Below are 18,798 nucleotides of genomic sequence, written 5' to 3'. Positions count from 1 at the left end.
AAAAATCCGGACAGGCGCGTCCTTAAGGCTTCGCTGACACGCCTATTCCATACTGAGGGGCAGCCGCACGCTTCGCGGCGGATTGGACGATGACGATGGCAGCGGGCTGGGCAGGGAGCACGTTCGACGGCGGCGCGGCGACGCCAGCACGCCACGTCATATCGGCTCCCCTCGAGTCCCTCGGTTACCTCCTCTTCGCGCTGTTCATCTTCTTCACGTGCTTCACGTTCATGAAGCCGTCGCCCTATGATTTTCTTGCGCCGCCGACCATTCTGCTCTGGTTTCTGCTGGACATCAGGCTCTATCGCGCAACGATCATCATTGTTGCGCTGCTTCTGATCTATCTCGCCGCGATCCTCGTCTCGCTGATCCCCTATTTCGATGAAGCCCTTCCGGTCGAGTGGACCTATCAGACCGTCTATCTCGGGATCACGGGCATCTTCTTCGTGATGTTCTTCTCGGACGACACCGCCAAGCGCGTGACGTTCGGGCTCAAAGCGTATCTGGCCGGCTGCCTGTTCGCCGCGATCTGCGGCATCCTCAGCTATTTCGACATTATCGGCGAAGCCATCCTGTACAAGATGGACGGTCGGGCCTCAGGCGTCTTCCAGGATCCCAACCTCCTGGGGTCGTTCCTCATCCTGTCGGCCCTGTATTTCATCCGCGGATTGCTAGTGGGAGAAACGCGACGGGTCTTCCTGTCCGTGGCGGCCCTGCTGGTCATTCTCGCCTGTGTCTTCCTCTCGTTCTCGCGCGGGTCCTGGGGCGCATGTGTCATCGGCATCGCGCTGACCGTCGGGCTGACCTGGGCGACTACCCCGTCCCGGATCGTCCGTCGGCGCATCGCGCGCCTGTCGGCCCTGGCGATGCTCGTCGGCGCGCTGCTGATCGGAGGCCTCCTCTCCGTCGACAGCATTGCCGAACGCTTCACCGACCGGGCCCAGGTCACGAAGAGCTACGACGAAGGCGAGACCGGGCGGTTCGGCAATCAGCGCCGGGGCATCCCGATGCTCATCGATCGTCCCCTCGGTTTCGGGCCCTTGCGGTGGCGGCTGGTCTTCGATCTCGACCCGCACAACACCTATATCGGCGGGTTCGCCAACGGAGGCTGGATCGGCGGATTCGCCTTCCTGGGCATCGTGTTGACGACGACGTTCGTCGGGTTTCGCCTTTGCCTCCAGCCCTCGCCATATCAGGGGCTGAGCCAGGTCGTATTTCCGGCGCTCCTGATGTTCTTCCTCCAGGCGTTCCAGATCGACATCGAGAAGTGGCGCCACGTCTACATGATGCTCGGGATGGTGTGGGGCCTCGAAGCCGGCCGCCTGGCCTGGCGTGCCGGCCGCCACGACGCCGACGCGCAGCTTCCCGGAGTTTCATAAGTTTCATGTCCCGAACACAGCCCGCCAGGACCAGCGGCAAGGCTTGAAACCTGCCGAATGCAGGTGATCCTGCACGAAATCTTCGCGCGATGGTGCGACGCACAAATATCCGTAGCTTAAAACGTGATCGGACGTTTGCGCTTCACGGCGAAGTTTGGCACTCAGGGAGAGCAATTCCGGGGAGGAATGCGATCACACCATCGGGCTTCACGTCCCATGCGCGCCAATCACGAGGCAAGCCAGGACGACGAACCAGGACCACACGGCAAGCCAAGCCCATAAACCGCGCCCGACGGCTGAGGGATCATCTCGCGATCACCCAAGGACGGTACGAATGACCGCATTGCTGCTGATCATCCTGGGCGGGCTCTGCGCCGTCGCCTACGGCATCGTCACGATCAACGACGTCCTGCGCCGAGACGCCGGCACCCAGCGCATGCAGGAGATCGCCGGTGCCATCGCGGAGGGCGCCCAGGCCTACCTGCGCCGGCAATACGCCACCATCGCCGCCGTAGGTCTCGTACTGTTCGTCGCCCTGGCTTTCTTCCTCGGCCTCAAGGTCGCGATCGGCTTCCTCATCGGCGCGGTGCTCTCGGGCGCCGCCGGCTTTATCGGCATGAACGTGTCCGTGCGCGCCAACGTCCGCACGGCCCAGGCCGCCTCGACCTCGCTCGGGGCGGGCCTCGACGTGGCGTTCAAGTCGGGCGCCGTCACCGGGATGTTCGTCGCCGGCCTCGCGCTCCTCGGGGTCGCCCTGTACTACGGCTACCTCACCCGCATCGCCGGACTGGCGCCCGCCAGCCGAGAGGTCATCGACGCCCTGGTTGCCCTCGGCTTCGGCGCCTCGCTCATCTCGATCTTCGCGCGCCTCGGCGGCGGCATCTTCACCAAGGGCGCCGACGTCGGCGGCGACCTCGTCGGCAAGGTCGAGGCCGGGATTCCGGAAGACGACCCGCGCAACCCCGCCACCATTGCCGACAACGTCGGGGACAATGTCGGCGATTGCGCCGGGATGGCCGCCGACCTGTTCGAGACCTACGCAGTGACCGTGGTCGCCACCATGGTGCTGGCGGCGATCTTCTTCGCCGGGCAGACCGACGTCGCCGGCCGCAACGTCCTGGAGGCGATGCTGCTCTATCCCCTGGCCATCGGCTCGGCCTGTATCCTCACCTCCATCGCGGGCACCTACGCGGTCCGGCTCGGCGCCAACCAGTCGATCATGGGCGCCCTCTACAAGGGCCTGATCACCGCCGGCGCCCTCTCCATCGGCGCCATCGCGCTCGTGAACTTAGCCCTGTTCGGCAGCTTCTCCACCACCTTCACCACCAATGCGGGGGTGAGCTTCACCTCCGGCGGCCTGCTCGGCTGCGCCGTCATCGGCCTCGTCATCACGGCGCTCATCGTGGTGATCACCGAGTATTACACCGGCACCAACTTCCGGCCGGTCAAATCCATCGCCGATGCCTCGGTGACGGGCCACGGCACCAACGTGATCCAGGGCCTGGCGGTCTCGCTCGAATCCACCGCCCTGCCGGCCCTCGTCATCGTGGCGGGCATCATCGGCACCTACTCGCTCGCGGGCCTGTTCGGCATCGCCATCGCGGTCACCGCCATGCTGGCGCTCGCCGGCTTCATCGTGGCGCTCGACGCCTTCGGACCCGTCACCGACAATGCCGGCGGCATCGCCGAGATGGCGGGCCTGCCCCCGGAGGTCAGGAAATCCACGGACGCCCTCGACGCGGTCGGCAACACCACCAAGGCGGTGACCAAGGGCTACGCCATCGGCTCGGCCGGTCTCGGCGCCCTGGTGCTGTTCGCCGCATACACCTCGGACCTGAACTACTTCATCGCCAACGCCAGCCCGACCCAGTACCGCTTCTTCCAGGGCGTCACCGTCGATTTCTCGCTCTCGAACCCCTACGTCGTCGTCGGCCTGCTGCTCGGGGGCCTGATTCCGTTCCTGTTCAGCGGCATGGCGATGACGGCGGTGGGGCGTGCCGCCGGCGCCGTGGTGGAGGAGGTCCGCCGCCAGTTCCGCGAGAAGCCCGGCATCATGCTCGGGACCGACCGGCCGGATTACGGCCGGGCCGTCGATATGCTCACCCGGGCGGCGATCAAGGAGATGATCCTGCCCTCGCTCCTCCCGGTGCTGTCGCCCATCGTCCTGTTCTTCGCGATCCAGGCCATCGCCGGCAAGAGCCAGGCTTTCGCCACCGTTGGCGCCTCGCTCCTCGGCGTGATCCTCACCGGCCTCTACGTCGCCATCTCGATGACGTCGGGCGGCGGCGCCTGGGACAACGCCAAGAAGTACATCGAGGACGGGCACCACGGCGGCAAGGGTTCGGAGGCCCACAAGGCGGCCGTCACCGGCGACACCGTCGGCGACCCCTACAAGGACACCGCCGGCCCCGCCGTGAACCCGGCGATCAAGATCACCAACATCATCGCCCTCCTGCTCCTGGCTGTGCTGGCGCATCACTGACGGCCCCACCGGCCGCGAATCATCAGAGGGGGTCGGTGCCGCAGGGTTCCGGCCCCTTCGTCCATCGCGAGCGGTGTCGCGATCCGGCGTGTGCGATGCCGCACCGGCGCGGTGGGCCGTCGTCGCGCCACCCCTGACATCGTATCGCGCGCAATCCAATTACGGGTCTCGAAGCCTCGACATCTTACGGGATGCTGTCCGCTTCCGTTCGTCCTTGAAACAACGCGAGAGCCTGCAATGCCGAGCCTGTCCGACCCGATCCGCATCGGCGCGATCGAAGCCAAGAATCGCGTCTTCATGGCCCCGCTCACCCGCGGCCGCGCCACCCGCGCCCACGTGCCGACGCCCATCATGGTGGAGTATTACACCCAGCGCGCCGCGGCCGGCCTCATCATCACCGAAGCCACCGGCATCAGCCAGGAAGGCCTCGGCTGGCCCTACGCTCCGGGCATCTGGTCGGACGAGCAGGTCGCGGCCTGGAAACCGATCGTGAAGGCCGTGCACGAGGCCGGCGGCTGTATCGTCTGCCAGCTCTGGCACATGGGCCGCATCGTCCACCCCGACTTCCTCGGCGGTGCCAAGCCGATCTCGGCCTCGGCCACGACGGCGCCGGATGCCGCCCACACCTATTCGGGCAAGAAGCCCTATGCCGAGGCGCGCCCGCTGCCCGTCGAGGAGATTCCGCGCCTCCTGGCCGATTACGACCGCGCTGCTCGCAACGCCATCGCGGCCGGCTTCGACGGCGTGCAGATCCATGCGGCCAACGGCTACCTCATCGACCAATTCCTGCGCGACGGCTCCAACTTCCGTGACGACCGTTACGGCGGCTCCATCGAGAACCGTATCCGCCTGCTGACCGAGGTGACCCGCACCGTTGCCGATGCCATTGGGGCCGACCGCACCGGCGTACGCCTGTCGCCCAACGGTGCCATCCAGGGTGTGGACGATTCCGACCCCGACACCCTGTTCGCCGCCGCCGCCGCGGCCCTGTCGGAGATCGGCATCGCCTTCCTCGAACTGCGTGAGCCGGGCCCCGAAGGGACCTTCGGCAAGGCAAATCATCCCCCTGTCGCCCCGACCATCAAGGCGGCCTTCGGGGGCCCGCTTGTGCTGAATTCCGATTACGACGGCCCCAAGGGGCAAGCCGTGCTCGATGCCGGGCACGCCGACGCCATCGCGTTCGGGCGACCGTTCATCGCCAACCCGGATCTGCCCGCCCGTATTGCCGAAGGCGCTCCCCTCGCCAAGGACGAGCAGAAGACCTGGTACAGCCAGGGCCCCGAGGGCTACGTCGATTACCCGATCCGGTCCGGTGCGAAGGCCGCCTGACGCGCGAAGGCTCTGAGATACGGGCGGCCTGCCGACATGGCCGCCCGACGCGACGTTCGGTGCCAGATCTCCGATCGGGCGCCGGATGTGACACGGACGGGGAAGGAAGCGCGGCCATCGTTCCGAAACGAGCTTTGACGGATCTCTTAGGCGCCCTATCTGAAGACGCTGACGAGGACGCTCCCTTTTGACCGTAATCACCTCCTGCGATGGCCCGGGTACCGACTGGACCGAGGCCGAACGGCTCGAAGCCCTGCGTGATACGACCATCCTCGATAGCGGCCAGGATCCGGCCTACGACGATCTCGTTCGCATCGCCGCGATCGTCTGCGCCGCTCCCGTCGTCCTGATCAGCCTCGTCGATGAGACGCGCCAATGGTTCAAGGCGCGCCTCGGCTTCGAACCAACGGAGACGCCGCGTACCCTGTCGATTTGCGCCCACGCAATCCAGAATGGTCCGCTTCTGGTGATCCCCGACCTGACGGCCGATCCGCGTACCGCGGACAATGCCCTTGTTCAGGGCGAGCATCGCCTGCGCTTCTATGCCGGTGCGGTGATCCGTTCCAAGGGTGGTCTTCCGCTGGGAAGCCTGTGCGTTCTCGACAAAGTCGCTCGGCCGGACGGCTTGACCTCGCTTCAGACCGAGACCCTCGAGGCCCTGGCGCGTCAGGTCGCGACCTTGATCGAACTGCGACAGGCCCGGGAGGCGGTCGCCGTGCGCGAAGCGGACCTCGCCGCGAGCGAGCGTCGGTTCCGTGTCATGACCGCCGCCATGCCCCAGATGGTGTGGACCACGCAGCCGGACGGATTCCACGATTTCTACAACGACCGCTGGTACGAGTTCACCGGCGTGCCCTACGGCTCCACTGATGGCGAAGGCTGGAACGGCATGTTCCATCCCGACGATCAGGCCCGAGCCTGGACGCGCTGGCGGCACAGCTTGGCCACCGGAGACCCCTACGAGGTGGAGTACCGCCTCCGACACAAATCGGGCGTCTACCGCTGGACCCTCGGCCGCGCGATGCCTCTGCGCGATGCCGAAGGTCGCATCGAGCGTTGGTTCGGGACCTGCACGGATATCGAAGATCTGAAGCGCGCCGAGGAAGAGGCGCGCAAGCTCGCGGCCATCGTCGAGCATTCCAAGGACTTCATTGGCATCGCCGACGAGGACGGCCAGGTCCTCCATATCAACGCGGCCGGCCGGCGGCTCGTCGGCCTCGCCGATGCCGATGCGGTCCTCAGGACCGCAGTGCCCGACTACTTCGTCCCGGAATGCCAAACGACCGTGACGGAAACCGTTTTGCCGGCCGTGCGGCGGGACGGTTGGTGGGAGGGGGAGCTCACCTTCCGTCATTTCGCGACGGGGGAGGGAATCCCCGTGCTGTATAGCGTTTTCCCCGTGAGCGACACGCGTGGTGCCCTCATCGGCTATGCGACCGTGACCCGCGACCTGCGCGAGCGCAAACGCGCCGAGGAAGCCCGCGATCTGCTGATCAAGGAACTCTCCCACCGCATCAAGAACATCTTCGCCGTGGTCGAGGGGATCGCAGCCCTCTCGGCCCGGACCGATCCGGCGGCCCGTCCCTTCGTCGCGGCCTTCCGCCAGCGCCTCGGTGCCCTCGCCAACGCACACGAGTACGTGCGCCCGCACTCGCCTGCGAGCGCGCCGAAGGTGAAGGGCCAGACCCTGTTCGGCCTCATGCGCCTCATCATGGCGGCCTACGTCCAGGACGGCCGCGCGCGCATCGTGCTGCAAGGCGACGATATCGCCGTCGGCGACCGGGCAGCGACCGCGTTCGCCCTGATCATGCACGAGCAGGCGACCAACGCGATGAAGTACGGCGGCCTGTCCACGGAAGCCGGCACCGTGCGGCTCACCGGACGCCGCGACGGCGACACGTATGAACTCGTCTGGGCCGAGTCCGACGGCCCACCCGTCTCCGGGCCACCGACGCGCCGCGGGTTCGGCACCGTGCTGGCCGAGCGCAGCGTCGCGGGGCAACTCGACGGCACCCTCGAGCACGCGTGGAACAGCGACGGACTCGTGATGCGCCTTACCGTGCCGGCCGCCAACCTGACCACATGAGCCGCGGCCCCTATCGGCTCGTCGTCTTCGACTTCGATGGGACCCTCGCCGATAGTTTCCCGTGGTTTGCCCGTGTCATCAACGATGTGGCCGATCGCTATCGCTTCCGGCGGATCGCTCCGCATGAGACCGAGGTCCTGCGCGGCCTCGATGCCGCGGGTATCGTCCGCCATCTCGGAATCGCCCCGTGGAAACTCCCGTTCATCAGCCGTCACATGCACGCGTTGGCGGCCCGTGACATCGCTGAGATCTCGCTGTTTCCCGGGATTCGGACGATGCTGGCCGACCTCGCTGCGGCGGGTATGCCGCTCGCGATCGTCAGTTCCAACACCCGGGCCAATATCGAGGCAGTGCTCGGGCCGGATGCCCGGCGCTTCCGGCGCTACGCCTGCGGTGCGTCGCTGTTCGGAAAGGCCAAGCGCCTGAGAGCCCTGGTCCGCGACGCAGGTTTTACCCCCGGTTCGACCCTCTACGTCGGCGATGAGATCCGTGACCACGATGCGGCCCGGTCGGTCGGATGCGACTTTGCCGCCGTGGCTTGGGGCTACACCCGTATCGAAGCCTTGCGGGCCACGGGTCCGGCGCTGATGCTGACGCATCCGAGTGCCATCGTACCCGCCGTCGTTGGGCGCGTGTCTGCATAGACACACAGCGTCCGAAAGTAGATCGAACCGAGTGCGGCGGATTGCGCGCGCTGTCTCAGGCGCGCACGACTCGCCCCCGGATATTGAATGCGGAATCGCCATGTCGATGCAGAGTCAACGCGGTGGCCGGGATGGGATGTCCCACCTTTCTCAAGAGACCGCCTACGGCTCCAGGCCGGACCCGCAGGGACTATCTCCCAATATCGTCGCCAGTCTCGCCTGCGGCTTGCGGGCCGTCTACGAAGCCCGGCCGGAGACCGATGTTGCGGATGCTTTCGCCGATCTACTCATGCGGATCGAGGCCGCCGAGCGCGCACGGGGCTGAGACCGCCGGACGGCGTACGCGCGGGCCGAGCCGGCCTTTCACCGACATCGTGTCCAAGCTCCCTAGTCCGACACCGTAGAGCGATGGTTTCCTCCGGCATGCATATGCCGCATCGGAGTGTTCGAGACGCGGGGCGCTACAGGTCTGCCGTTCGCCCACACAATCCGTAAGGCTTTCGCGGTAGCATCTCGGACCTGCGCTCGCCTCCAAGTCGATCCGATGCTCTCGATCCCCGACGTGCCGACCCTTCGTCTCTGCAGCATTTTGGCGAGCGCGGCGTTCGTTGTCGTCTATCTGTCCCTGTGGCGTGCGAGAACCGGCCAATCCTATCTGCTGGATTGGGCGGCGAGTTTCGCCCTCTACGTGGTGACGCTTCTGGGATACGCGCGCTTCGGCTACCACCCGGTCATCGCGGGAATCCTGTGCGGCCTCCTCGGCCTCGGCAACGTTCTCATCCTGACCGGGGTGTACCGGTTCGACGGCGTGAAACCGTTCCGGCCTTGGATGGCCCTGGTGATCCTCCTGCCCTGCGCCGGCTATCTCGGTCCCGCCCTCCTGGGGTATCCGGTGGCCGCCCAGATTGGCGCGACGCTCGGCCTCGTCTTTGACATGCTCGCCGTCGGCACGATCCTGATCGGCGGCCGGAAACTGACCTCGACCGGAGGACGACGCATCGCCGGGTTCGCGCTGCTCGGCTACGTTCCGGGGTACGTCGTAGCGATCCTCATCCTAGCGACCGACGGCGCGATTCCCGATGTCGTGGGGCTCGTGCCGATGCTGTCGGACCAGATGCTGCTGGCGATCCTGAATCTGGGGCTCATCGCCATGCCGGGTGAGCGTGCTCAGAGCGCCCTGCGCCGGATCGCCCTGCGCGACACTCTCACGGGTGCCCTGAACCGCGCCGGCCTCACGGCCCATGGCCCCACGACCGTGTCCGCGGACACCGCCCTGGTCGCCATCGATATCGATCACTTCAAGGCCATCAACGATCGGTACGGGCATGCGGCCGGCGACGCGGTACTGGTGGACCTGGCGACCGTCGCCATGCGCCGCGTCTCGGGGCGCGACCTCGTGGTGCGTCTCGGCGGGGACGAGTTCGTCGTCGTTCTGACCGACGCCACCCGGGGTACCGCCTTGGCGTTCGCCGACGATCTACGGCGGAGCTTCGGAACGGTCCCCGATCTGCCCGCCTGGACCGCAAGCATGGGGGTCGCGATGGTCGCACCCGGAGAAACCAGCCTCCTCCCGGCCCTCGCACGGGCCGACCGGGCGCTGTACGACGCCAAGGGCTCGGGCCGCGATCGCGCCGCCGCCTGAGCCGATTCTCGCGCAACGCTCCGCCGCCCCTTCGTTCAGTCCAGCGAAAAGGCCGCCTCCGTGGTGCGGAAGCGGCCTCGATGGAAGCGTGACAGCGAAGCCAAATGCGCTCTTACTGCCCGGCGCGTGCGCCCGGGACGACGCTTGCACCCTTCCCGCTGCCGAAGGGCTCGTACCGGGTCAGACCGCGGAAGAGTTGCGAGATGAAGGCTCGGTCGGCACCGCTCGTCGGGGTCGAGCGCTCGATGAAGTCGAACACCTTGCCGTCCTGCAAACCGTAGAGCGCCACGCGCTCGACTTTGAAGGCCGGGGTGAAATACACGGCCGTGACCTTCTGGTCCTCGATCTGCTCGCCGAGGAATAGCACCGTACGGCGGGTGTTCTGGCTGATGTAGTACCAGCTCTTGTTGCCCACCGTGGACACCGTGGAGGGGGTACCGAGGATCGTCAGCACCTGCTCGGCGCTCATGCCGGGCTTCACCGTCGCCAGAGCGGCCTGATCGATCTGATAGCCGTGGCGCAGATCCTCGCCGATGCAGCCGGCGAGCCCGGTACCGATGAGGCCCAGGACGGCAAGGCGCGCGAGCGACGGAACGAAACGGCGCGACATCGACCACCCTTGATCTCGTTGAAGAACTGAACGCGTCTGCGGCCTCGAGCCCGACACGGCGACGGATCGCCCGCGGAAGCCGCAAGACGGTTGCACCTTGACCATGCGTTGCCGTACCTCGGGGTTATGGTTTTGACAAGGCAAGCGGGGCCACACCCGGCCCTTCCGCAGCGTCCGCGGCGCGCTGTCCACACGGGAAGGCGAGGCGCATGATCGGCCGTCTGTTCGGGCGAACCAGCCCCCGCGAACGCATGATCCGTGACCTTCACGTGCGCATCAACGCCGCCGCGCGGGTTCCGGCCCTCTACACCGCCCTTGGCGTGCCCGACACGGTAGAGGGGCGCTTCGAGTGTTTGAGCCTGCACGTGATCCTGGTGCTGCGGCGGCTCAACCGGCTGCCCGAGCCCGCGGCGGACGTGGCGCAGGACCTCATCAACGCGATCTTCCTCCAGCTCGATTCGTCCTTGCGGGAGAGCGGGATCGGTGATTTCGGAGTGCCCAAGCGCATGAAGAAGCTCGGTGCCGCCTTCTACGGCCGAGCGGCCGGCTACGATGCGGCCCTCGATGCGGGCGATGGGGACGCTCTCGCGGGGGCACTGGCCCGCAACGTCCTCGGTGGTGCCGCACCGGCTGACGCCGCGGACCTCGCACGCTACGTGACGGCGAGCGACCGGCTGCTCGCGAGCCTCGACCTCGACGCCCTCGTGGAGGCCGGGCCACGCTTCGCCGCCATCGAATCCGCCGCTCAACCGGCGAACCAATCGGGAGTTTCGCGATGACACGGGATCAGGCGGTCGGACCGCTTTCACGCTCGATCCGGGTCGACCGCATGGCGCGCGCCCAGGGCGACTTCATCGTGACGGCGACGCCGGAGGAATGCGCGGCGCTCGCCGCCGATTTCGGTATTCCGGGGATCCGCGACCTCGTCGGACGCTTCCGCGTCGGCGGCACGCTGGAGAACCTGTCGGTGACGGGTTCCGTCGAGGCCGTGGTGACTCAGATCTGCACGGTGAGCCTCGACGAGTTCGAAGCGCCCGTGCACGAGACCGTCGATGTGGCGTTCACCGATGGCGAGATCCCGACGGGACACGACGCCGAGGAGATCGACGTGCCCGATCCGATCGTCAACGGACGCGTCGATTTCGGGCTGCTGACCGCCGAGTTCCTGGCCATGGGTCTCGATCCGTATCCACGGAAACCCGGTGTCACGTTCGCCGAACCCGAGCCCGACGCCGACGGAGCGCCCCTCGCGGGCCTGCGGGCCCTGCAGGGCGGCAAGGACTGAGCAGTCCTTTAGGCGGCTCAATCGACGGCTTTGCCTCCATCGGGGCAGATTTCGTTTGCCCGGCGGGCGCGAGTCGCTATTTTCCGCCGCGCCGTGACCGAGGCCGCCCCGATCCGGCCCTCGTCCGCGCGCGCTTTCTCGTTCACGAGGCCTTCGGCGAACTTCATATGTCTCAGAGAGTGTGCATCTCGCTCGACGCCATGGGCGGCGACCACGGCCCAACCACGGTGGTACCGGGCGCCGCCATCGCCCGCGAGCGCCATCCGGAGATGACGTTCCTGATGTTCGGCGACGAGGCGATCCTGGCCCCCCTCGTCGAAGCCGAGCCGCGCCTGAAGGGCGCCGTCGAGATCCGTCACACGGCCCTGGCGATTGCCATGGACGAGAAGCCGAGCCAGGCCGTGCGCACCGGGCGTGGAAAATCCTCCATGTGGAAGGCGATCCAGGCGGTGAAGGACGGCGAGGCCGATGCCGCCGTCTCGGCCGGCAACACCGGCGCCCTCATGGCCATGTCGAAGATCTGCCTCAAGACGCTCGCCGGCATCGAACGCCCGGCCATCGCCTGCCTGTGGCCCACCGTGCGCGGCGAGAGCGTGGTGCTCGACGTCGGCGCCACCATCGGGACGGATGCCGACCACCTCGTGGAGATGGCGCTGATGGGCTCGGCCATGGCCCGCATCGTCTTCGGTATCGACCGGCCCACCGTCGGCCTTCTCAACGTCGGCACAGAGGAGATGAAGGGCAACGAGGCGGTGAAGGAAGCGGCCCGCCGCCTGCGCGAGGCCGACCTGCCGAATCTGAGTTATCACGGCTTCGTCGAGGGCAACGATCTCGGCCGCGGCACCGTCGACGTGGTGGTGACGGAGGGCTTCACCGGCAACATCGCCCTGAAGACCGCCGAGGGCACGGCCAAACAGATCGGCACCTACCTGCGTGCGGCCATGAGCCGGACCCTGTCGGCCAAGATCGGATACTTCTTCGCCCGCCAGGCGTTTAAGGCTCTGCGCGAGAAGATGAACCCGAGCCGGGCCAATGGCGGCGTGTTCCTCGGCCTGGAGGGCATCGTGATCAAGAGCCACGGTTCGGAGGACGCGCACGGCTTCGCGGCCGCCGTCGACCTCGCCCACGACATGGCCCGGCACGACCTCATGCGGACCATCCGCGACATGCTCGAACTGACACCGGCGGGGGCCTCGGCATGAGGCTTCTCGGGTGGTCGAGGACACAGCGATGACGTGCCTGCGCTCCGTCGTGGTCGGCTGCGGCTCCGCCCTGCCGGCCCGATGCGTCACCAACGACGAGCTCGCCAAAACCGTCGAGACCTCGGATGACTGGATCGTCCAGCGCACGGGCATCCGCCAGCGCTACCTGTCGGACGCGTCAGAGACGACCTCGCTGCTCGGCACCCGCGCGGCGCAGGCGGCCCTGGACGACGCCGGTCTCACGGCGGCCGACATCGACCTCGTGATCTGCGCCACCTCGACGCCGGACCACACCTTCCCGTCGACGGCCACGCAGATCCAGGCCGGCCTCGGCATGACGGGCGGCGTCGCCTTCGATCTCCAGGCCGTGTGCGCCGGCTTCGTCTACGCCGTCACCACGGCCGACAAGTTTCTCGTCACCGGCGCGGCCCGGCGTGCCCTCGTGGTCGGGGCCGAGACCTTTTCGCGCCTACTGGATTGGCAAGACCGCACCACCTGCGTGCTGTTCGGCGACGGTGCCGGCGCCGTGGTCCTCGAAGCCCGCGAAGGCGAGGGCACCAGCGCCGACCGCGGGGTGCTCACCGCCAGTCTGCGTTCCGACGGACGCCATCGTGAAAAGCTCTACGTCGATGGCGGCCCCGGCTCGACGGGCACCACCGGGCACCTCCGCATGACCGGCAAGGAGGTGTTCCGTTTCGCCGTGGGTTCCGTCATGGATGTCATCGACGACGCGTTCCGGGCGTCCGGCACAACGGCCGAGGACCTCGACTGGTTCGTGCCGCACCAGGCCAACCGGCGGATCATCGAAGCGTCGGCCGACAAGCTCGGTATCGCCCGCGACAAGGTCGTGCTCACCGTCGACCGGCACGGCAACACCTCGGCAGCCTCGATACCCCTCGCCCTCGACGTCGCCCGCAAGGATGGGCGGATCAAGGATGGCGACCTCGTGATGATCGAGGCCATCGGCGGCGGCTTCACCTGGGGTGCGGCCCTGATCCGCTGGTGAATCACCCGCACGGTTGACCCCGGCACCAACGCCGATTAGCGTGCCCTCTCAGACAGATAAGCAATAAAACACGAATCGATGCCGGGGGTATGCGCATGTCGGGAAAGACGGTCACACGCGCCGATTTGAGCGAGGCCGTCTATCAGCAGGTCGGCCTCTCGCGCACGGAATCCTCGGCTTTGGTCGAGACGGTGCTGTCTGAAATCTGCACGTGTCTTGCCAGTGGCGAGACGGTGAAGCTGTCGTCGTTCGGGTCCTTTGTGGTTCGCAGCAAAGGGCGGCGTGTCGGCCGCAATCCGAAAACCGGTGTCGAGGTGGCCATCGAGCCGCGTCAGGTCATGGTGTTCAAGCCGTCGAACGTGCTCAAAGCCCGCATCAACGGGCTGAATGGCGCCGGTGATCACGACGACGACGAATGAGGACTCCGATGTCGTTGGCCGCCGCCGACCCCCGCGACACGCTGGACCGGGCCGCTCAGGAGAAGAGTGCGACCGCCTTCCGCACGATCAAGGAAGCGGCCGACGAGCTCGAAGTTCCTCAGCACGTTCTACGCTTCTGGGAGACGCGGTTCGCGCAGGTCCGCCCGGTCAAGCGGGCCGGCGGACGGCGCTACTACCGACCCGACGACATCGACCTCCTGAAAGGCATCCGCAGCCTGCTCCACGGGCAGGGCTACACCATCAAGGGGGCTCAGGCGATCCTACGCGAGAAGGGGCTCCGCTTCGTCCAGAGCGTCGGGCGTGGCGAGGCCGAAATCGCTGCGGCGTCCCCACCCGAGAACGACGGACCCGAGGAGCTGGATGCGCCTGGGATCGACGGATTGCCCGATGATGCCCGTCCGGTTCTCGAAGCCGTCCTCGACGACCTCTATGCCTGCCGGTCGATCCTGAACGATCTGCAACGCCTATCCGACATGGACGCGTCGACCGACGAGCCGGGGCCCCACCCCTGACGGCCCGCGACGGTCCCGGGACGGACACTGCCAAGTCCGATCGGGACCCTCGACGCGTCGCCTCTGCATCCCCACATCGCATGGACGCGTTCGCCCGCCCGATGCCCTCGCACGGGGACGCGGTCCGCGCCGGAGTGTTCTCGATGCCGCTTGCCCGTTCGACCGCCGCCCTCGTCGCCGGTCTGTTTCTCACCGCACCCGCCTTCGCGCAGACGACCGTGACCCGCAGCGAGACGGCCGCGCCCGGCAAGTCCGTGCGTCTCGCCATCGTTCCGAACCTGAAGAAGGACTGCACGGCCGGGCCGATGCCGGAGATCCGCGTCAGTGGTGCGCCGAAGAACGGGTCTCTCATCACCAAGGTCGGCAAGATGAAGACCCCGGCCAAGTACCGCTGCCCCGGCAAGGAAGCGGCCGTGCAGGCGCTCTTCTACCAGAGCAAGGACGGCTACACCGGCACCGACGAGGTGACCGTGGACGTCAAGGATTCCGACGGAAACGTGCAGACCCAGAACATCCGCATCACCGTCGACGGGTCGAAGAAGGATGCGCCCGCCAAGGATGCGACGAAGGCCGGCACCGACCTCTGAGGCGGACGGAACGCCCACGAGCCGCGCCGTCGCGCATGGTCTGGCTCGGGATCGCCGGGCGCTCGACGATCCCCTGGAACGAGCGGCGTGACACGCGACACAGGCTGGCCCCATGCGATGATCGCACTGCGACAAAACTGGGCCTGTCAGTTGCATCTCAGCCGAGACAGGATGAAGCTGTCGCTGTCGTGAGGGGATCGGAATGCCTATGCCGTCGACGAACGACCTGTTCCAGAGCTTCGCCCGTGGTTACGAGGCGCGCCGCGATACGGAGATGAGCCTCTCCGAATTTCTCGAAGCGTGCCGCGACGAACCGCTGATGTACGCTACGGCGGCCGAGCGCATCCTCGATGCGATCGGCAAGCCGGAATTCGTGGACACCGCCAAGGACCCGCGCCTCGGCCGGGTGTTCATGAACCGCACGATCCGGGTCTACCCGGCCTTCTCCGAGTTCTACGGCATGGAGGAGACCATCGAGCGGATTGTCTCGTTCTTCCGGCACGCCGCACAGGGCTTGGAGGAGCGCAAGCAGATCCTCTACCTCCTCGGCCCCGTGGGTGGCGGCAAATCCTCCCTCGCCGAGCGTCTGAAAGCCCTGATGGAGGTTCACCCCATCTATGTGCTGAAGGCCGGCAATGAGGTGTCGCCGGTGTTCGAGAGCCCGCTGGGGCTGTTCGACCCCGAGGTGATGGGGGCCGAGATCCAGGAACGCTACGGCATCCCGCGCCGTCGTCTCACCGGGCTCATGAGCCCCTGGGCGCTGAAGCGCCTGGACGAGTTCAACGGCGACATCTCGCAGTTCAAGGTGATCAAGGTTCGGCCCTCGCGCCTGCGCCAGATCGGTATCGCCAAGACCGAACCAGGCGACGAGAACAACCAGGACATCTCCAGCCTCGTCGGCAAGGTCGATATCCGGCGCCTGGAGACCCTGAGCCAGGCCGATCCCGATGCCTACTCGTATTCCGGCGGCCTCAACCGCGCCAACCAGGGCGTCCTCGAATTCGTCGAGATGTTCAAGGCGCCGATCAAGATGCTGCACCCGTTGCTGACGGCGACGCAGGAGGGCAACTACGTCGGCACCGAGAATATCGGCGCAATCCCGTTCACGGGCATTATTCTGGCCCACTCGAACGAATCCGAGTGGCAGACCTTCAAGGGCAACAAGAACAACGAAGCCTTCATCGACCGCATCTACGTCATCAAGGTGCCGTACTGCCTGCGGGTAACGGAAGAACAGCGGATCTACGAGAAGCTCGTCTCCGGCTCCGAGCTGTCGCAGGCCGCCTGCGCGCCCGGCACCCTGGAGATGCTTGCTCGCTTCTCGGTGCTCTCGCGCCTGCGCGAGCACGCCAACTCCAACGCCTTCTCGAAGATGCGGGTCTACGACGGCGAGAGCTTGCGCGAGGTCGATCCCAGAGCCCGCTCCATGCAGGAGTACAAGGATTCGGCCGGCGTCGACGAGGGCATGGACGGGATCTCGACCCGCTTCGCCTTCAAGGTGATGGCCGCGACTTTCAACCACGACACCACGGAAGTCTCCGCCGACCCCGTGCACCTCATGTACGTGCTGGAGCAGGCCCTGCGCCGCGAGCAACTCCCGCCCGAGACCGAGAAGCGCTACCTCGAATTCATCAAGACCGAGCTGGCGCCGCGCTACGCCGAGTTCATCGGCCACGAGATCCAGAAAGCCTACCTCGAATCGTATCACGATTACGGTCAGAACCTGTTCGACCGCTACATCGACTATGCGGATGCGTGGATCGAGGATCAGGACTTCAAGGATTCCGAGACGGGCCAGCTCCTCAACCGCGAATTGCTGAACCAGGAGCTGACCAAGATCGAAAAACCCGCCGGCATCGCCAATCCGAAGGACTTCCGCAACGAGGTGGTGAAGTTCGCCCTCCGGTCCCGGGCGCAGCATGGTGGTCGCAACCCGTCGTGGACGTCTTACGAAAAACTGCGGGAAGTCATTGAGCGGCGGATGTTCTCCCAGGTCGAGGAGCTGCTGCCGGTCATCTCCTTCGGTTCGAAGAAGGATGGCGACACCGAGAAGAAGCACGGTGAGTTCGTCGATCGGATGGTGGCGCGCGGCTACACCGAGCGGCAGGTTCGCCGACTGGTCGAATGGTACATGCGGGTGAAGCAGGCCGGATAGGACGTCCCACGACGAAGGCGTCCGCCGTCAGGCGGCCGCTTCCGGCCCGTCGAAACCCGCGAGACTCTTGAGGGCGAAGGCAAACACACCGGATGCACATCGTCGATCGTCGTTTGAATCCCGGGGGCAAGAGCCTCGCCAATCGCCAGCGCTTCCTGCGCCGCGTAAAGGACATGGCCCAGCGCGCCGTGCGGGAATCCGCCCGCGAGAAGGACATCAAGGATCTCGGCAAGGACGGGCGCGTGTCGGTGCCCCTGGACGGGGTGCGGGAGCCGCGCTTTGCCCGCCAGGCCGGCACGGGACTGCACGACCACATCCTGCCCGGCAACAAGACCTACGTGGAGGGAGACCGCATCGAGCGCCCGCCCGGCGGCGGGGGCGGCAGGGGCTCCGGCGAGGGCGGGGAGGGCCAGGAGAACAGCGAGGACGCGTTCCGCTTCGTCCTCACCCGCGACGAATTCCTCGAACTTTTCCTCGAAGACCTCGAACTGCCGGATCTGGCCAAGCGCCGCCTCTCGGTGGTCGAGACGGAAGGGTTGCGGAGGGCCGGCTACACCGTGTCGGGCTCGCCCGCGAACCTCGCGCTCACCCGCACGCTGCGCAATTCCATGTCCCGGCGCATCGCCCTCAAGCGCCCGAAGCCCGATGAACTGGCGGCGTTGGAAGCCCGCATCGCCGAGACGCCGTCGAGCCATCCCGACCTGCCCGACCTGCTCCTGGCCCTGGCGGCCATGCGCGAGCGCACCAAGCGCATTCCCTACGTCGACCCGCTCGATCTGCGCTACCGCCGCTTCGAGGCCTATCCGCGCCCCGTGGCGCAGGCGGTGATGTTCTGCCTCATGGATGTGTCCGGCTCCATGACGGAGCACATGAAGGATCTGGCCAAGCGCTTCTACATCCTGCTGCACATCTTCCTGACCCGGCGCTACCGCCACGTCGAGATCGTCTTCATCCGCCATACCGACAAGGCGACGGAAGTGGACGAGGAGACGTTCTTCGGCTCGCGCGAGACCGGGGGCACCCTGGTCTCGTCGGCGCTGGTGGAGATGAAGCGGGTCATCACCGAGCGCTACGACCCCAACGACTGGAACATCTACGCGGCGCAGGCCTCGGACGGCGACAACGTCTCGTCGGACGGGCCGACCGCCACGGAGTTGCTCCGTGCCCATATCCTGCCCGCCTGCCAGCACTTCGCCTATCTCGAGGTCGGCGACGAGAACGGTCCCCGCGCCGGCTTCGTCGAGCACCGCACCACCCTGTGGCGCACCTACGAGGGCTTGGCCAAATCCGGCGGCGCCATCGCCATGCGCAAGGTCAACCACCGGCGCGACATCTATCCGGTGTTCCGCGAGCTGTTCGGGCGCAAGGACGCGCGGGCGGAAGCGGAAGCCTGAGGCGACGACGGCTTTCTCCTCCCCGTCGCGGGGAGGGGAGGCGAG

General features: G+C 66.7%; 17 protein-coding genes. 16 read left to right on the top strand and 1 reads right to left on the bottom strand.

Translation table 11 applies throughout. The annotated features are described in order from the left end of the window. Nucleotides 1-89: 89 nt before the first annotated feature. The 7 genes from ASF27_RS21200 to ASF27_RS21170 all read left to right on the top strand — a co-directional run bounded on the left by ASF27_RS21200 (nt 90) and on the right by ASF27_RS21170 (nt 9,562). Nucleotides 90-1,379, top strand: coding sequence for an O-antigen ligase family protein (locus ASF27_RS21200; protein ID WP_200918897.1), 1,290 nt, complete (start codon nt 90-92; stop codon nt 1,377-1,379). A 334-nt stretch (nt 1,380-1,713) separates the two neighbouring features. Then, the gene (locus ASF27_RS21195) at nt 1,714-3,861 is read left to right on the top strand and encodes a sodium-translocating pyrophosphatase (RefSeq protein ID WP_056363356.1); all 2,148 of its coding nucleotides are present in this window, start codon (nt 1,714-1,716) and stop codon (nt 3,859-3,861) included. A 237-nt stretch (nt 3,862-4,098) separates the two neighbouring features. Further along, nucleotides 4,099-5,190, top strand: coding sequence for an alkene reductase (locus ASF27_RS21190; protein WP_056363352.1), 1,092 nt, complete (start codon nt 4,099-4,101; stop codon nt 5,188-5,190). 187 nt (nt 5,191-5,377) lie between these two features. Continuing rightward, entirely contained in the window at nt 5,378-7,276 is a 1,899-nt protein-coding gene (locus ASF27_RS21185) for a PAS domain S-box protein (RefSeq protein WP_056174208.1), read from the top strand. Next, entirely contained in the window at nt 7,273-7,920 is a 648-nt protein-coding gene (locus ASF27_RS21180; protein ID WP_056262392.1) for an HAD hydrolase-like protein, read from the top strand. Before ASF27_RS21185 ends, ASF27_RS21180 begins: the two co-directional genes overlap by 4 nt. A 136-nt stretch (nt 7,921-8,056) precedes the next feature. Continuing rightward, complete coding sequence (locus ASF27_RS21175; protein ID WP_156368912.1) at nt 8,057-8,245, top strand: hypothetical protein; 189 nt, start codon at nt 8,057-8,059, stop codon at nt 8,243-8,245. 219 nt (nt 8,246-8,464) lie between these two features. Continuing rightward, nucleotides 8,465-9,562 (top strand): GGDEF domain-containing protein, encoded by a 1,098-nt coding sequence (locus tag ASF27_RS21170; RefSeq protein ID WP_056363350.1) that lies wholly within the window; start codon nt 8,465-8,467, stop codon nt 9,560-9,562. 112 nt (nt 9,563-9,674) lie between these two features. Here ASF27_RS21170 and ASF27_RS21165 read toward each other — a convergent pair whose 3' ends face one another. After that, the gene (locus ASF27_RS21165; protein ID WP_056174216.1) at nt 9,675-10,172 is read right to left on the bottom strand and encodes an outer membrane protein assembly factor BamE; all 498 of its coding nucleotides are present in this window, start codon (nt 10,170-10,172) and stop codon (nt 9,675-9,677) included. Nucleotides 10,173-10,381: 209 nt separating this feature from the next. Between ASF27_RS21165 and ASF27_RS21160 the strand changes: the two genes are divergently transcribed. The 9 genes from ASF27_RS21160 (at nt 10,382) to ASF27_RS21120 (ending at nt 18,753) form a co-directional block, all read left to right on the top strand. After that, nucleotides 10,382-10,951 (top strand): ubiquinol-cytochrome C chaperone family protein, encoded by a 570-nt coding sequence (locus ASF27_RS21160; RefSeq protein ID WP_056262382.1) that lies wholly within the window; start codon nt 10,382-10,384, stop codon nt 10,949-10,951. Further along, a complete protein-coding gene (locus ASF27_RS21155) occupies nt 10,948-11,457 on the top strand; it encodes a DUF177 domain-containing protein (RefSeq protein ID WP_056363347.1) in 510 nt (169 codons plus the stop codon). The genes ASF27_RS21160 and ASF27_RS21155 overlap by 4 nt, the downstream gene beginning before the upstream one ends. 167 nt (nt 11,458-11,624) lie before the next feature. Beyond that, a complete protein-coding gene (gene plsX, locus ASF27_RS21150; RefSeq protein WP_056363343.1) occupies nt 11,625-12,659 on the top strand; it encodes a phosphate acyltransferase PlsX in 1,035 nt (344 codons plus the stop codon). A gap of 28 nt (nt 12,660-12,687) precedes the next feature. Next, a complete protein-coding gene (locus ASF27_RS21145) occupies nt 12,688-13,665 on the top strand; it encodes a beta-ketoacyl-ACP synthase III (RefSeq protein ID WP_056363341.1) in 978 nt (325 codons plus the stop codon). Between the two features lie 95 nt (nt 13,666-13,760). Next, nucleotides 13,761-14,084, top strand: coding sequence for an integration host factor subunit alpha (locus ASF27_RS21140; RefSeq protein WP_056174941.1), 324 nt, complete (start codon nt 13,761-13,763; stop codon nt 14,082-14,084). Between the two features lie 8 nt (nt 14,085-14,092). After that, nucleotides 14,093-14,617: a MerR family transcriptional regulator gene (locus ASF27_RS21135; protein ID WP_056363338.1), complete on the top strand. Its 525-nt coding sequence runs from the start codon at nt 14,093-14,095 to the stop codon at nt 14,615-14,617. A 143-nt stretch (nt 14,618-14,760) separates the two neighbouring features. Continuing rightward, the gene (locus ASF27_RS21130; protein ID WP_244481085.1) at nt 14,761-15,204 is read left to right on the top strand and encodes a 4-aminobutyrate aminotransferase; all 444 of its coding nucleotides are present in this window, start codon (nt 14,761-14,763) and stop codon (nt 15,202-15,204) included. 202 nt (nt 15,205-15,406) lie between these two features. Continuing rightward, on the top strand, nt 15,407-17,359 hold the full coding sequence (locus ASF27_RS21125; RefSeq protein WP_056174228.1) for a PrkA family serine protein kinase: 1,953 nt from the start codon (nt 15,407-15,409) through the stop codon (nt 17,357-17,359). A 92-nt stretch (nt 17,360-17,451) separates the two neighbouring features. After that, complete coding sequence (locus ASF27_RS21120; RefSeq protein WP_056304248.1) at nt 17,452-18,753, top strand: YeaH/YhbH family protein; 1,302 nt, start codon at nt 17,452-17,454, stop codon at nt 18,751-18,753. The last annotated feature ends 45 nt before the right edge of the window (nt 18,754-18,798 follow it).

The sequence above is a fragment of the Methylobacterium sp. Leaf102 genome, assembly GCF_001422425.1.
Classification (GTDB): domain Bacteria; phylum Pseudomonadota; class Alphaproteobacteria; order Rhizobiales; family Beijerinckiaceae; genus Methylobacterium.
The sequence above is the reverse complement of the archived record's forward strand: the minus strand, read 5'-3'. Positions and strand labels throughout refer to the sequence as shown.

Bases quoted from the DNA above. Each gene is read 5' to 3' on its own strand.
- ASF27_RS21130 (WP_244481085.1), top strand. From the start codon at position 14,761: ATGCCGCTTGCCCGTTCGACCGCCGCCCTCGTCGCCGGTCTGTTTCTC.
- ASF27_RS21165 (WP_056174216.1), bottom strand. From the start codon at position 10,172: ATGTCGCGCCGTTTCGTTCCGTCGCTCGCGCGCCTTGCCGTCCTGGGC.
- ASF27_RS21190 (WP_056363352.1), top strand. From the start codon at position 4,099: ATGCCGAGCCTGTCCGACCCGATCCGCATCGGCGCGATCGAAGCCAAG.
- plsX (WP_056363343.1), top strand. From the start codon at position 11,625: ATGTCTCAGAGAGTGTGCATCTCGCTCGACGCCATGGGCGGCGACCAC.
- ASF27_RS21170 (WP_056363350.1), top strand. From the start codon at position 8,465: ATGCTCTCGATCCCCGACGTGCCGACCCTTCGTCTCTGCAGCATTTTG.
- ASF27_RS21140 (WP_056174941.1), top strand. From the start codon at position 13,761: ATGTCGGGAAAGACGGTCACACGCGCCGATTTGAGCGAGGCCGTCTAT.
- ASF27_RS21125 (WP_056174228.1), top strand. From the start codon at position 15,407: ATGCCTATGCCGTCGACGAACGACCTGTTCCAGAGCTTCGCCCGTGGT.
- ASF27_RS21200 (WP_200918897.1), top strand. From the start codon at position 90: ATGACGATGGCAGCGGGCTGGGCAGGGAGCACGTTCGACGGCGGCGCG.
- ASF27_RS21145 (WP_056363341.1), top strand. From the start codon at position 12,688: ATGACGTGCCTGCGCTCCGTCGTGGTCGGCTGCGGCTCCGCCCTGCCG.
- ASF27_RS21180 (WP_056262392.1), top strand. From the start codon at position 7,273: ATGAGCCGCGGCCCCTATCGGCTCGTCGTCTTCGACTTCGATGGGACC.
- ASF27_RS21175 (WP_156368912.1), top strand. From the start codon at position 8,057: ATGTCCCACCTTTCTCAAGAGACCGCCTACGGCTCCAGGCCGGACCCG.
- ASF27_RS21135 (WP_056363338.1), top strand. From the start codon at position 14,093: ATGTCGTTGGCCGCCGCCGACCCCCGCGACACGCTGGACCGGGCCGCT.
- ASF27_RS21195 (WP_056363356.1), top strand. From the start codon at position 1,714: ATGACCGCATTGCTGCTGATCATCCTGGGCGGGCTCTGCGCCGTCGCC.
- ASF27_RS21155 (WP_056363347.1), top strand. From the start codon at position 10,948: ATGACACGGGATCAGGCGGTCGGACCGCTTTCACGCTCGATCCGGGTC.
- ASF27_RS21160 (WP_056262382.1), top strand. From the start codon at position 10,382: ATGATCGGCCGTCTGTTCGGGCGAACCAGCCCCCGCGAACGCATGATC.
- ASF27_RS21120 (WP_056304248.1), top strand. From the start codon at position 17,452: ATGCACATCGTCGATCGTCGTTTGAATCCCGGGGGCAAGAGCCTCGCC.